The organism is Chroococcidiopsis cubana SAG 39.79 (assembly GCF_003991895.1).
GTDB lineage: Bacteria > Cyanobacteriota > Cyanobacteriia > Cyanobacteriales > Chroococcidiopsidaceae > Chroococcidiopsis > Chroococcidiopsis thermalis.
The window spans coordinates 1-12678 of record NZ_RSCK01000024.1; the positions used below are offsets into that span (position 1 = coordinate 1).

The following is a 12678-nucleotide window of genomic DNA, read 5'->3' on the forward strand; positions in this document are numbered from 1 at the left end:
AGAATTGAGAGAGCAACTACAAAGGTTTCTCTAGCTTATCGGCTTCTCCTTATTCCCACAAGCTATCTAGGATTGCTATAATTTCCAATTATTTTTTACCAGTTGACCTCTCCGGTAAATTAAAATTCACGCCCCTCACCTTACTGGCATTGACGACCCTGGAGCCAAGCGCAACTGAATGCCGATACGAGAACTAGCAAAGATGACACGTCAGATGCTTGGCGCTGCATGGTAGGGCTGGGACTACAACTAAATCAATGCCCCTCTAGCTCGGATTTACCGCCTCTCACCTCTTACCTCTCACCCCTCGCCTTCTGCCTTAAATCTAAAATCTTTGAATTCACTCCCATAGCTAGGATTGATTGTTACCATTAGCGATCTAAAATGACACTGATTAGTAGCAGTTACAAGCAATTGATTCTATGTTGCGCCATCGATCGTTCTTATCCCTTATTTTGGTAATTTTGGCAACATTTCTCATCGGCTGTAGTAGTCCCAGCACTGCCACAGTACCCCCGACCTACAGCTCGGCTCAAATTCAGCAGATCCAGCAGTACATTCCCGATATCCAAAGCTTGCGCGATCGCGCCAGCAGAGAAATCCCGTCTTTAGTACAAAGAAAAGATTGGATCGATGTCGGTAATTTCGTCCACGGACCTTTAGGAGAACTGCGATTGACTATGAACTACATGACGCGCAATCTGCTGCCGCAAGATCAATCTAAAGCAAAGCAGATTACGCGAAACTTCTTTAACGACCTAGTAGCGGTCGATCAAGCTGCTCAACAAGGCGATGCGAAAAAAGTCTTGCTCAACGCCAGAGAAGCCATAGCAGACATCGACAACTTTCTTCAGTTGCTTCCTCAAACAGCAGAGTAGGGAGTCGGGAGTCGGGGAAAGGGAGACAAGGAAGACAAGGGGGAATTACAATCTATAATTCCAAATCTAAAACCCAAAATTTCCCTTATCCCTTACTCCTAACCGCTCAAATATGACTCAAGTAGTAATTATCGGGTGCGGTATAGTGGGGGCAGCGATCGCCTACGAACTGAGCCAAGTTCCAGGGTTACAGGTTGCTGTCCTCGATCGCCAATTGCCAGCGCAAGCAGCAACAAAAGCGGCTTTGGGCGTTTTGATGGGTGTCATCAGCCATAAAACTAAGGGTAGGGCGTGGCAGTTGCGACAGGCAAGTATCCAACGCTATGAAACCCTCATTCCAGAATTAGAAGCACTCACAGGGCATCACATCCCCTTTAATCGGCAGGGAATTTTGATGTTGTGCGTGGCAGCAGAACTCGGTTCTTGGGAGAAACTCGTCGCGACTCGCGCCTCTCATGGCTTAGCTTTAGAAATTTGGGATGGGGCAAAAGTCAAGTCTTATTGTCCGCAAATTAACTGCAATCCCTCGACTTGGGCAATTTACTCGCCCCAAGATCGGCAAGTCGATCCGGTGAGTTTAACTTTAGCTCTAGTTGAAGGAGCAAAACGCAACGGTGTCAAATTTTACTTTGGAACACAGATAGAGGAATCTAATTTCAGTTCTAGTTATGCTAAAGGTGGTTTGCCCGACGATCGCCGCATCAGACAAATAACAATTTCTGGAGAGCGATCGCATTTGAATGTTGATTGGCTAGTTGTATCGGCTGGCTTAGGCTCGTTACCATCTCTGTCAACAGAAACTTCACCCCCGCTAAAATTTGACATCGTACCCGTACTAGGTCAAGCTATTCACCTCAAGCTCGATCGCCCTCTGGGTAACACAGATTTTCAACCCGTCATCACGGGTAACGACGTGCATATTGTCCCTCTAAATGGGGGTCAACAAGCCACTGAATATTGGGTAGGAGCGACGGTGGAATTTCCTGCCATTGGACGAGAAATCGAGGCAGCACCAGCCTTGTTAGAGGCAGTCATGCAACAGGCGATCGCTTTTTGTCCCGCTCTAGCTACGGCAAATATTATCAAAACCTGGTCTGGTTTGCGTCCCCGTCCTGAAGGTCGTTCCGCTCCTATAATCGACTACTTGTCAGGATTTAGCAATATTCTCTTAGCGACGGGACACTATCGCAACGGTGTTTTACTCGCACCCGCCACCGCACAAGCGATCCGCAAAATGATATTATCTTCTGATGAAGAGTGGTAATTGGTAATTGGTAGTTGGTAGTTGGTGGTTGCCTATGACCTATTACCCATTACCCATTACCCATTACTCGTATCGTGTCTATTACAGAACATCAAATTAATGTTGGTTCCCTAGAATGGTTCTACCGCGAGGTTGCTCCGATTGGAATGAGCGATCTGCTGCCAGTGGTGCTGTTACATGGTTTACCTTCCCATAGCTACGGTTGGCGACACGTTATGCCTGCTTTGGGGAGTCAGGGAACAAGGGCGATCGCTCCCGATTTGATTGGCTTTGGTTCGTCAGCAAAACCCCAAGGGCGGGATTTTAATTACACTCCCGATGCTTTTGTCAAGGCATTAGATGACTTTATTCAAGCTTTGGAGATCGATCGCTTTTGTTTGGTCGTGCAAGGATTTTTGGGTTCGGTAGGCTTGCAGTATGCCTTACGCCATAGCGATCGCGTCGAAAATATTGCCATTCTCAATACTCCCTTGACTACGGCTGCTAAACTACCTTGGCAGATGCAACAGTGGGGACTACCTTTTGCGGGAGACATGGCGACGCAAGATCCTTTATTGGTGGATCGTACCCTCGAAGGTGGTAGCCGTTACCAGATTTCGGATGCAGATTTAGACATATTTCGCAAGCCTTTTTTGAAAAGTTCAAAAGCGGGGCGATCGCTGATGACGACGGTACGCAATCTGAAAATGTCCCCGTCTATGTCGGAAATTGCCGATGGTTTTCAAAACTGGCAGAAACCACTTTTAATTGTCTGGGGTGTCAACGATCCTTGGCTTCCTGTCGAAATCGCCCAGAAATTTGCCAGCAGCCTACCCCAAGCAGAGATTGTCAAACTTGAAAAAGCGGGGCATTATCCTCAAGAGCATTTTGCCGAAGACATCTTATCAGACCTTTTACCTTTCGTGCGTCGTGCTTCGTAGAGTGCGAGATAGCTTCATTCGATTTATTATGAAGTAATGTAAAGAAAAGCTTCTCCTTTCATATGTCTGACCGATTCATAGGTAAACCCCGTCCTCTTTGGCGTGTCATTTTACTGTCTGTTGCTAGTCTGATGCTGTATTACGGCTGGTATAAATGGATTATCCAAGAAGAATTACGCCGCTACAACGGTTATGGGTGGTCTGGGACGTTGTGCTTAGCACCTTTTGTACTAGGGGTTGTCGTTCCCCAATTGTTACGGATTTACGATCCTGACGTACCAGGTTGGTTCGGCTGGTTTTCACTGCTGGGGGTGGTTTGGATTTATATCGTGCAGTTCAAGCTGTATAAAACTGTGAATGCGCTGTATCGAGAAGCAGGAATGAAAGAACCGCTAACTGTTTGGTGGATATTTGTACCTGGCTTGAATTTAGTTGTCGGTTTGAGACAAATTCATTTTTTGAGTCAATATTGGGCAAGCAAACAAGGAACAATCGTGAAGGATGCTTTGGCTGAAAATATTCCTTTCTTGTCTGCAAATGCTTAAATAATTTTTTAATTGTCGAGCTATATATAGCACTTCTGGATCGATTAACAATAGGGTGTGTTATTGTTAACGCACCCTACCGAATGATTTACTTCTTCAGCGGATCGTGACCCCAGTTTTTTAGGGAATAATACCAGCGCGAATTCTCAATATCGTGCGATGGTTTTTGGGCGCTATGACGGTAGACGTAACTGATGACTTTCTTCATATGAGAAATCTCGTCTTCAGTATATTCATCCTCTTTTTTTTGCAATAACTCAACGATTCGTCTTCCAGATTTATGTCCGGTTGACTCGTCATCATCCTTTCTTTGTCCTACCGCTTGTGACTCCTCAGTTTTCAACCAAGATTCAAGCTCTTTAGGAGTCATATTGACGACTTGATGAAACTCTGCGATCGCAGAATTGACATCTTGACTCATAACTTAATTCTACTCCTCTACTTTGTCCAAAGCATCTGGTTTATGAGCTGCTTCTTTCCCTGTTTTTTCGCTTTTTACCAGATACTCAGGATGATCTTTCGATGCAGCAACGTGGTGTCCTTTAATTTCTGTAGGAGAAGTGAGTTTCTTTTCTACTTCACCAGTGGTTTTTCCTTGAGAGGTTTTCCACTCAACTTTATCGCCTTGCTTAAATTCTTCAGACATGAGTAAAAGATTGTGCCTACTTAAATTTTCTTTACCTATTAATGTTTAATTATCTTGACGATTAAGCAAGCAGCCATCAATCTATTTACAGATTACAAATTCGATGAATTTGACTCTAAATCTTACTTTTGTCAGTGGTTGAGATTTAGATAGCGTGGTAAGTGTATTAAGGGCATTTTTGCGATCGCCTCAAGACTCTCATAGAATTCTCGCTTGCGTGGGTGACATTTGTAGGGGCGCACAGCTGTGCGCCCCTACAGAACGTGTGTTTTCCTCAATTGAAAATCACGATCGCGAAGCACCAAAGCCACCACCACCTGGGGTTTCAATGACAAAAATATCTCCAGGCTGCATCTGCGCGATCGCCGTACTACCTAACTCCTCCACCGTACCATCTTGGCGTTGAATATAATTTCTCCCTACTTTCCCAGGCTTACCACCATGCAAGCCAAAGGGAGGTACAATCCTACGTCCAGAGAGAATGGCAGCAGTCATTGGTTCGCGAAACTGAAGGCGGCGAATGACACCATTACCACCGTGATGTAAGCCTTCACCGCCACTGTGGGGACGAATGCTAAAACTGTCTAACAAGACTGGAAATCGCCATTCTAAGACTTCAGGATCGGTAAGGCGGGAATTTGTCATGTGAGTATGCACCGCATCCGTGCCGTTAAAATCTGCACCCGCACCCGAACCACCGCAGATCGTTTCGTAATATTGATGGCGATCGCTACCAAAAGTAAAATTATTCATCGTACTTTGCGCTGCTGCCATCACACCCAAAGCACCATATAAAGCATCGGTAATCGCTTGAGAAGTCTCGACATTTCCCGCTACCACCGCTGCCGGATAGCGAGGATTCAACATACAACCTTCAGGAATAATAATTTCCAAAGGTTCGAGACAGCCAGCATTAAGCGGAATATCGTCATCTACCAAAGTGCGGAAGACATACAACACCGCAGCTTTGCACACCGCAGCCGGAGCATTAAAATTGCTTTTCAGTTGGGGTGAAGTGCCAGTAAAATCGATTCGAGCGCTACGGGTAGATTTATCGATCGCGATCGCCACTTGAATGACACTGCCATTGTCGAGTTGGTAAGCGAACTCTCCACTGCTGAGTCCTTCTATAACTTTTCGCACCGACTCGGCAGCATTATTTTGGACAAAACCCATGTAGGCTTGGACTGTTTCCAGGCTGTAGTGTTCTACCATTTTGTGGAGTTCTTGCACGCCGCGTTCGTTTGCAGCAATTTGGGCTTTGAGATCGGCAAGATTTTGCATCGGATTGCGAACGGGATACGCACCATCACATAGAAGTTGCATTAACTCCGGTTCGCGAAACTCTCCTTGAGATACCAGCAGAAAATTATCAATTAATACCCCTTCCTGTTCCAAAGTCGTGCTATTAGGTGGCATCGAACCAGGAGTAATCCCGCCAATATCGGCATGGTGTCCCCTGGAAGCAACGTAGAAGATGGGTGTAGGGGCGGGTTCACCTGAAATATTTGTGACGAACGAAGTTTCTTGGTGAACCCGCCCGTATAGGGAATTGGGAAAAACGGGCGTAATTACGGTAATATCGGGCAGGTGAGTCCCACCATTGTAAGGATTATTCGATACATAGACATCACCAGGTTGCAAGCTACTGCCTTTCTGGGCAATCAACGCCGTCACGCTTTCACTCATAGAACCTAAATGAACCGGAATGTGAGGCGCGTTTGCCACCAACTGTCCGCGAGAATCGAAAATGGCGCAGGAAAAATCCAACCTTTCTTTGATATTGACCGAAGAACTTGTATTTTGTAACGTTATACCCATCTGTTCCGCGATCGCCCGAAATAAATTATTGAAAATTTCCAACATAACCGGATCGGGTAGTTGGTAATTGGTAATTGGTAATTGGTAGTTGGTAGTTGCTCCCTTGTCCCAATTTTGAATTTTGAATTTTGAATTTTGAATTTTGTCTCTGACTTCCGACTCTCGCCTTCTCAACACCAAATGATTTCTCTGTGTCACTTCGGCTTGCCAACCAGGTTCGACGATATTCGTCCCCGTGGCTTCCGCAACGATCGCCGGACTGAAAATACAATCTCCTGGTTGTAAGTCTTCTCTTCTATATACAGGTGTGTCGTGCCACGCAGCGGCTGTATACATTTGTACTGTCTTCACTGGTACGGGAGGTGCGTCGGTGCGCCGGGTCACAATTGGTTCTGTAGCCACCTCTGTTTTTAAGATCGCCTCCACAGCTACAGCCTCGACAATTAATCGTCGATCGGCAGCAATAAACCCGTACAGTTGACGGTGCGCTGCCTCAAACTGCTGTCGCATTCCTGCTATATCTTCATATCGGACTACCAAAGGCGAATCTGTCCCCTCGTAACGCAAATGTACTCGCCGCATCACCTCAACCCTATTGGTAACGCGGAGATCCCTATCTGTAAGGTCTAGTTCTGCTTTTGTTTCTAACTCCAACTGAGTTAAAATTTCCTCTAATTCAGCCACCAACCCTACATCTAAAACCCTCTCCACGGCACGTTCCCGCAACGCCCGTTCGTCTGCTAAACCCATACCGTAAGCCGACAGCACCCCAGCATAGGGATGGATCAAAATCTGCTGCATTCCTAAAGCATCGGCAATTAAACAAGCATGTTGTCCGCCTGCGCCGCCAAAACAGCAGAGAGTGTATTCCGACACGTCATAACCGCGCTGAAGAGAGATTTTCTTAATCGCATTCGCCATTTTTTCCACAGCGATCGCTAAAAATCCCGTTGCGACTCGTTCGGGCGATCGCCCATCTCCAATGTCTGCCGCTAGTTGACTAAACTTGCGTTGCACGACTTCTGCATCTAAGGGCAAATCTCCACGCGATCCAAATACCTTGGGAAACAAGTCTGGCTGCAACTTGCCTACCATGATGTTGCAGTCCGTTACCGTCAGCGGTCCTCCTTGACGATAACAAGCGGGTCCTGGGTTTGCCCCAGCTGATTCGGGTCCCACACGATAGCGCGCCCCGTCAAATTGGGCGATCGAACCGCCACCCGCCGCCACGGTATGTATTGCCATCATCGGCGTTCGCAGTCGCACTCCTGCCACTTCTGTTTCTAACGCCCGTTCGTATTCGCCTGCGTAGTGGGCAACATCTGTAGAAGTTCCACCCATATCGAAGCTGATAATCTTATTAAACCCTGCCATCAAACTTGTCTGTACTGCCCCGACAATCCCTCCCGCTGGTCCCGAGAGAATGCTATCTTTCCCCTGAAACCTTTGGGCATCTGCTAACCCACCATTGGATTGCATGAACATTAATTTGGGTGAGTCGGTAATTGGTAATTGGTAATTGGTAATTGGTAATTGGTAGTTGGTAGTTGGTTGATAATTGTTTTTTGCTCCCTCAACTCCCTCAGCCTCCTCAGCCTCCTCAGCTCTCTTTCCTCTGCTCCCTCCCAACTGACTCGCCACCCGATCCACGTATCTACGCAAAATGGGAGATAAATAGGCATCAACTACGGTAGTGTCACCTCGACTAACGAGTTTCATCAAGGGGCTGACTTCGTGGGAGACTGAAATCTGAGTGAAACCGATTTTTCGGGCTACGGCTGCAACTTGTTGTTCGTGGTGAGGATAGCGGTAGCCGTGCATGAAGACGATCGCGCAGGAACGAATTCCGGCATCGTAAGCTGCTTGCAGTTCTAAAGTATAGGCTGGATTAACAGAAATGAGTTCTTCGCCTTGGGCGCTGTAGCGTTCTTCTACTTCAACGACTCGTTCGTACAGCATTTCTGGTAAAACGATTTGCCGTGCAAAGATGTTGGGGCGATTTTGATAGCCGATGCGTAAGGCATCTCGAAAGCCTTTTGTCACGACTAAGACAGTGCGATCGCCTTTACGTTCTAACAGTGCATTTGTCGCGACAGTAGTTCCCATCTTCACCACGCCAATTTTTGCTGCTGGTAAGGGTGCGTTGGCAGGCACGCCCAGTATTTCCCGTATACCTTGGATTGCTGCATCGGTATAGCGTTCTGGATTTTCCGACAGGAGTTTGTGAACGCTCGTTCGTCCGTCAGGATGCTGCGCCACGATATCGGTAAACGTACCACCGCGATCGATCCAAAATTGCCAACGTCCTATCGCGCGATCGGCTACCGTCATCACTCATTCCTCAATGCAAGGGCTATTTGTAAGTTAGCAGTAGCTTGGGTACAGCTGCATGGCGCGATCGCTCTACCGTAATTGATAAATACCTTGAATTAATCCCTGACAAACACCCGTGAGAAAATCTAAATTTAAGGTTTCAATGCGATCGCTCGGTTTGTGATAATGAGGGTTGCGTAACATTGCTGTATCTGTAACCATCATCGCTCGATATCCTCGATCCCAAAAGGGAGCGTGATCGCTTAATCGCGTTTGGGGAACAATCCTACCTCGGTTGGGAACTGGCAGCCACTCGCTAGGAACTCCTACTTGGCGTATATTTCGGCTGAGATGAATTAAGTCAGGAACAATCGATAAATTACCGATTAAAGCAATGAAATCGCCGCGATTGGGATAGAAGCGTTCTAGGGGACTCGGATAGCGTTGCGATCCAGGTGTGGCATCGCTATAACCCAACATTTCAAGGGAAATCATTAGGCGTAGCGGTTGCTGCTGCTGGCGTAATAAATCGGCATATGCAGACGCACCCGAACCTACAGCGATACCGTCTTTTCCGGTAAATCCGTATTCTTCTAAATCAAATGCTACGAGTTGAATGGGATGTTTGGCTGGTTGGGTAGCCAAAGATTTTGCTAATTCTAGTAGTACCGATACACCTGTAGCATTATCGTCTGCCCCAGGCGTACCGGGAACGGTGTCGTAATGCGCGCCAATTAAAATTTGTGGAGATTTTCTCTGACTACTTTGTTGCAAGCCAGGAAGATTGAGAATTAAGTTTTGAAAAGTTTGTCCTCTAATTTGAAATTCATGAATGTCTACCTTGCCCCATTGACTGAGTTCTGCATGAATATATTGGCGGACGAAGAAATGTCCTGCTGTTGATAGGAAAGGATCGCGATCGCGAACTATTTCCGTTAAGTGATTCTGCAAGCGTTGTTTGAGATCCACAGTCTGGTTTAATTTTTTACTTAAATAGTTTTCACCTTCATTGTCGTATAAACCGAATATATCTTGCGATTCTCAAATTTCTTCCGTGCGATAGATCGATTTTTTAGTATATATCAATACCATAAAAGTATTGAAATAAATTATTCAAAGGAGTTTGAGCAGTGAATATTCTAGCTTGGATAGTCTTAGGTTTAATTGCTGGTGCGATCGCCAAAGCTATCTATCCCGGTCGCCAAGGCGGTGGTATCTTAGGTACGATTTTACTAGGTATTATTGGTGCATTTGTAGGTGGTACTTTGGGAACTTTCCTCAGTACGGGAACCTTACAGTTGGCAGCCACAACATTTAGTATTCCTGGTATAGCTCTAGCAGTGCTTGGTGCAATTGTTGCTATATTTATTTGGAATGCAATCAACCGTCGTAGCGCTGTATAAATTGTTAGTAAAAGCGTAGCTAAAGTATAAAATCTAGAATCAATCGGGATAGGAAATTAGCTAAACTATCCCGATTTTTTGATTAAATATTCGATATACAGCTCTGAATCCAAACAGGCAAAAATTTCTCTATAACTTCTTGTTCTAGAACCGATCTTTAAATAAGAGTCATGTCAGATTGTCAGTCAAACTTAATCCGAACTCACTTCTCGAATTTGTAAAGCATTACCCATCCACTCAGCACCGTGAAGCTGAAATTTTGCTATTTCTTCTTGAGGTTTTGCAGTCATTTGAACGAAGGCAAATCCTAACCCTTCACCTGTACTCCAGTGAGTCGGATAAAAAATATGTTTGATAGAACCATAATTGCCAAAGAGGTCTAAAATATCTGTTTGTGCTACTTGGTGCGGTAAGTTATTAACGAACAGGGTCATAAAAACACTCCTCTATCGATTCATGGCAATGCCTGGACTCTAGTATTCCCAAAATTTCATCAAAAATTTGGCTTGACAGATTGGCTTCGTTCGGAGATCCTCCAACACCCTTCAGGACTTACGCAGTCGATCCCCCAAACCCCCTTAAAAAGGGGGGACTTTAAGCCCCCTTTTTAAGGGGGGAACCAGGGGGGATCGAGATCTCAGACTTTCTTGTGCGTAACTCCTGACCCTTTTTAGGCAGCTAAGCAAAATTGGGACGTGAGATGATGTCTAATTTGCGGCTTCTACCTATTGTTGCTGTGACAGTTTTGATTGTTACCGCTTGCGAGTCAGTAGTATTTATTTTTTTTGTATATTTAATAACAATTAACTCAGAATTAATAATTGACAGCACATCTACTACGTTAGATTCATGACTTCTGGCAACGTATTACGGGAAAATAATACAAATTTAGCTTTTTCGTAAAATTTATTAAGATTGCTAAATGAACCTCAAACGCTTATCTCAGTTTGGCTCTCCGATTTTAGGTTTACTCTTATTTGGAGTATCGTTGTGGGCGATCGCAACTCAATTGCGAGAGTTCGACTATCGAGATATTTTTCGCAGCTTGGCAGAAATTCCCAAAAGTTACATAGTCCTTGCACTGATTTGCACTGCGCTGAACTACTTGATGCTGACGGGGTATGATGCTTTAGCAATGCGATACATTCGCCGTTCCATACCTTTTCGGAAAGTGGCACTGACGGCGATTATTAGTCAGGCAATTACCAATACTGCCGGATTAGAACTCTTAACTGGCAGCGCGATTCGCTACCGATTTTATTCGGCTTGGGGGCTATCGACTCTAGAAATTGCGAAAGTGATTACTTTCTGTCACGTTAGCTTTTGGCTGGGTTTTTTTGCGGTAGCTGGCTTGGTGTTGATCGGCGAACCTGTATCTGTCCCCTCTTTACTCCGCATTCCCTCAAACTCTTTATTTCCGCTTGGTACGATATTTTTATTTTTAGTTGCAGGATATTTATTGTGGAATACTTGGAGTCACAAGCCGATGAAACTCGGCAAGTGGGGAATTCCGCGCCTTCCTGGTAAGCTTTCACTATTTCAAACAGCGATCGCGATCCTAGACTGGGCAATTGCAGGCGGCGTTCTTTACGTTTTGCTATTAGCTAACGCTCCCCTATCGTATCCAAGTTTTTTCGGGATCTACATCTTAGGACAGTTGGCAGGAGTTATTAGCAATGTCCCGGGTGGATTAGGCGTGTTTGAAACGGTACTCTTGCTGTCGCTATCAGCGCAAATTCCATCAGCCGAACTATTTGGGGCGTTATTAGCATATCGAGGCATTTACTACTTTTTACCTTTGATTGTGGCGATCGTACTGCTGGGGATTTATGAACTGCGGCAGCGATTCGAGAAAACAGAGTTTTCTCCGCGCAATCGTACCTAAACTTTCTGAACTCATTTTAAAATACAAGCACAGCCACAGATATTGTTGTATTTGCTGCCTGAGTCAGTGCAAATTATGCTTGAGCGAAGAAGTTTTGAGTGTGGGGTAGGCTGCTACCAACTTCGTAACTATGAACTATGAGTAAACAAGAATCTGGAGCGATCGCGCGGGAAATTCAAACCCAAATTTTAGTGTTGGGTGGACTCGCCGCCCTGATGTGGATTACCGAATTTATAGATATCTTCTTTTTTAGAGGTAGATTAGACGCTTTTGGTATTCGTCCCCACAGTTTTATCGGCTTGCGGGGCATTTTCTTAGCTCCTTTTTTACACGGTGGATTGGGGCATTTGATTGCGAATACAATTCCCTTTCTAACTCTAGGCTGGTTAGTGATGTTGCGGGAAACCAGCGATTTTTTTGTCGTTAGCATCATTACCATGTTCGTCAGCGGATTGGGTGTATGGCTGACTGGTTCGCCTTATTCAATTCACGTTGGCGCGAGTGGAGTTATTTTTGGTTATTTTGGGTTTTTACTCCTACGCGGCTATTTTGAACGGAGTTTTGCAGCGATCTTATTTTCTCTTGTTGTGGGTTTCCTTTACGGCGGGATGATTTGGGGAGTTTTACCGATACAATATGGTATTTCCTGGCAAGGGCATTTATTTGGATTTATTGGGGGTGCGATCGCGGCTCGTTTACTAGCTAAACCGAAAAAGAGGTATTGATAGTAGGGGCGCACAGCCGTGCGCCCTCAAGAGATCTAAAATTTTTGCTATCTTTAGACTCTATAGTAAAGGTGTATGCTTCGCCATTTTCCCAAGATATAATGCTGCGTTGATATGGCTCAATTAATTCTTCTTCCTTTGTAGGTGGTTCCCACAACATACCATCATTGAAACCCTGATATTGAGTAGCAGAAAATGTGTGTGGAATATCTTCTAGAGAAACACATCTGAGCCTACATCTTTGTGTTTCAATAATGTAGCTTTGAGAAATTTTCATT

The 12678-nt window shown here is 45.2% G+C and carries 13 protein-coding genes; 7 read left to right on the plus strand and 6 right to left on the minus strand.

Annotated features, from left to right (window positions below; translation table 11 throughout):
- Window positions 1–422: 422 nt before the first annotated feature.
- The 4 genes from psbQ to DSM107010_RS16140 all read left to right on the plus strand — a co-directional run bounded on the left by psbQ (window position 423) and on the right by DSM107010_RS16140 (window position 3607).
- Complete coding sequence (psbQ, locus tag DSM107010_RS16125; RefSeq protein ID WP_015156927.1) at window positions 423–878, plus strand: photosystem II protein PsbQ; 456 nt, start codon at window positions 423–425, stop codon at window positions 876–878.
- A gap of 112 nt (window positions 879–990) precedes the next feature.
- A complete protein-coding gene (locus tag DSM107010_RS16130; protein ID WP_106168877.1) occupies window positions 991–2142 on the plus strand; it encodes an NAD(P)/FAD-dependent oxidoreductase in 1152 nt (383 codons plus the stop codon).
- 74 nt (window positions 2143–2216) lie between these two features.
- Window positions 2217–3062, plus strand: coding sequence for an alpha/beta fold hydrolase (locus DSM107010_RS16135; protein WP_106168878.1), 846 nt, complete (start codon window positions 2217–2219; stop codon window positions 3060–3062).
- 62 nt (window positions 3063–3124) lie between these two features.
- The gene (locus tag DSM107010_RS16140) at window positions 3125–3607 is read left to right on the plus strand and encodes a hypothetical protein (protein ID WP_015156930.1); all 483 of its coding nucleotides are present in this window, start codon (window positions 3125–3127) and stop codon (window positions 3605–3607) included.
- 88 nt (window positions 3608–3695) lie between these two features.
- Here DSM107010_RS16140 and DSM107010_RS16145 read toward each other — a convergent pair whose 3' ends face one another.
- The 4 genes from DSM107010_RS16145 to DSM107010_RS16160 all read right to left on the minus strand — a co-directional run bounded on the left by DSM107010_RS16145 (window position 3696) and on the right by DSM107010_RS16160 (window position 9356).
- Window positions 3696–4028 carry a DUF3140 domain-containing protein gene (locus DSM107010_RS16145; protein WP_106168879.1) on the minus strand — a complete coding sequence of 111 codons (333 nt, stop codon included), beginning with the start codon at window positions 4026–4028 and terminating at the stop codon, window positions 3696–3698.
- A gap of 9 nt (window positions 4029–4037) precedes the next feature.
- Window positions 4038–4253, minus strand: a complete 216-nt coding sequence (locus DSM107010_RS16150) for a hypervirulence associated TUDOR domain-containing protein (RefSeq protein ID WP_015156932.1) — start codon at window positions 4251–4253, stop codon at window positions 4038–4040.
- Between the two features lie 285 nt (window positions 4254–4538).
- Entirely contained in the window at window positions 4539–8405 is a 3867-nt protein-coding gene (locus DSM107010_RS16155; RefSeq protein ID WP_127023364.1) for a hydantoinase B/oxoprolinase family protein, read from the minus strand.
- 72 nt (window positions 8406–8477) lie between these two features.
- On the minus strand, window positions 8478–9356 hold the full coding sequence (locus tag DSM107010_RS16160; RefSeq protein ID WP_106169522.1) for a M28 family peptidase: 879 nt from the start codon (window positions 9354–9356) through the stop codon (window positions 8478–8480).
- 161 nt (window positions 9357–9517) lie between these two features.
- On the opposite strand from DSM107010_RS16160, the gene DSM107010_RS16165 reads away from it, so the two are divergent.
- Entirely contained in the window at window positions 9518–9790 is a 273-nt protein-coding gene (locus tag DSM107010_RS16165) for a GlsB/YeaQ/YmgE family stress response membrane protein (protein ID WP_015156935.1), read from the plus strand.
- Window positions 9791–9981: 191 nt separating this feature from the next.
- On the opposite strand, the gene DSM107010_RS16170 is transcribed toward DSM107010_RS16165, so the two are convergent.
- Window positions 9982–10224, minus strand: coding sequence for an RNA recognition motif domain-containing protein (locus DSM107010_RS16170; protein ID WP_015156936.1), 243 nt, complete (start codon window positions 10222–10224; stop codon window positions 9982–9984).
- Window positions 10225–10712: 488 nt separating this feature from the next.
- Between DSM107010_RS16170 and DSM107010_RS16175 the strand changes: the two genes are divergently transcribed.
- Together DSM107010_RS16175 and DSM107010_RS16180 are read left to right on the plus strand one after the other, a co-directional pair.
- Entirely contained in the window at window positions 10713–11675 is a 963-nt protein-coding gene (locus DSM107010_RS16175) for a lysylphosphatidylglycerol synthase domain-containing protein (RefSeq protein WP_015156937.1), read from the plus strand.
- Window positions 11676–11812: 137 nt separating this feature from the next.
- On the plus strand, window positions 11813–12400 hold the full coding sequence (locus DSM107010_RS16180) for a rhomboid family intramembrane serine protease (RefSeq protein ID WP_015156938.1): 588 nt from the start codon (window positions 11813–11815) through the stop codon (window positions 12398–12400).
- On the opposite strand, the gene DSM107010_RS16185 is transcribed toward DSM107010_RS16180, so the two are convergent.
- Window positions 12378–12677 carry a GNAT family N-acetyltransferase gene (locus DSM107010_RS16185; protein WP_106169523.1) on the minus strand — a complete coding sequence of 100 codons (300 nt, stop codon included), beginning with the start codon at window positions 12675–12677 and terminating at the stop codon, window positions 12378–12380. The genes DSM107010_RS16180 and DSM107010_RS16185 overlap by 23 nt on opposite strands.
- Window position 12678: the final 1 nt, after the last annotated feature.

Coding starts and splice junctions, on each gene's coding strand:
- psbQ (WP_015156927.1), top strand. CDS start 423: ATGTTGCGCCATCGATCGTTCTTATCCCTTATTTTGGTAATTTTGGCA.
- DSM107010_RS16130 (WP_106168877.1), top strand. CDS start 991: ATGACTCAAGTAGTAATTATCGGGTGCGGTATAGTGGGGGCAGCGATC.
- DSM107010_RS16140 (WP_015156930.1), top strand. CDS start 3,125: ATGTCTGACCGATTCATAGGTAAACCCCGTCCTCTTTGGCGTGTCATT.
- DSM107010_RS16145 (WP_106168879.1), bottom strand. CDS start 4,028: ATGAGTCAAGATGTCAATTCTGCGATCGCAGAGTTTCATCAAGTCGTC.
- DSM107010_RS16150 (WP_015156932.1), bottom strand. CDS start 4,253: ATGTCTGAAGAATTTAAGCAAGGCGATAAAGTTGAGTGGAAAACCTCT.
- DSM107010_RS16155 (WP_127023364.1), bottom strand. CDS start 8,405: ATGACGGTAGCCGATCGCGCGATAGGACGTTGGCAATTTTGGATCGAT.
- DSM107010_RS16170 (WP_015156936.1), bottom strand. CDS start 10,224: ATGACCCTGTTCGTTAATAACTTACCGCACCAAGTAGCACAAACAGAT.
- DSM107010_RS16175 (WP_015156937.1), top strand. CDS start 10,713: ATGAACCTCAAACGCTTATCTCAGTTTGGCTCTCCGATTTTAGGTTTA.
- DSM107010_RS16180 (WP_015156938.1), top strand. CDS start 11,813: ATGAGTAAACAAGAATCTGGAGCGATCGCGCGGGAAATTCAAACCCAA.
- DSM107010_RS16185 (WP_106169523.1), bottom strand. CDS start 12,677: ATGAAAATTTCTCAAAGCTACATTATTGAAACACAAAGATGTAGGCTC.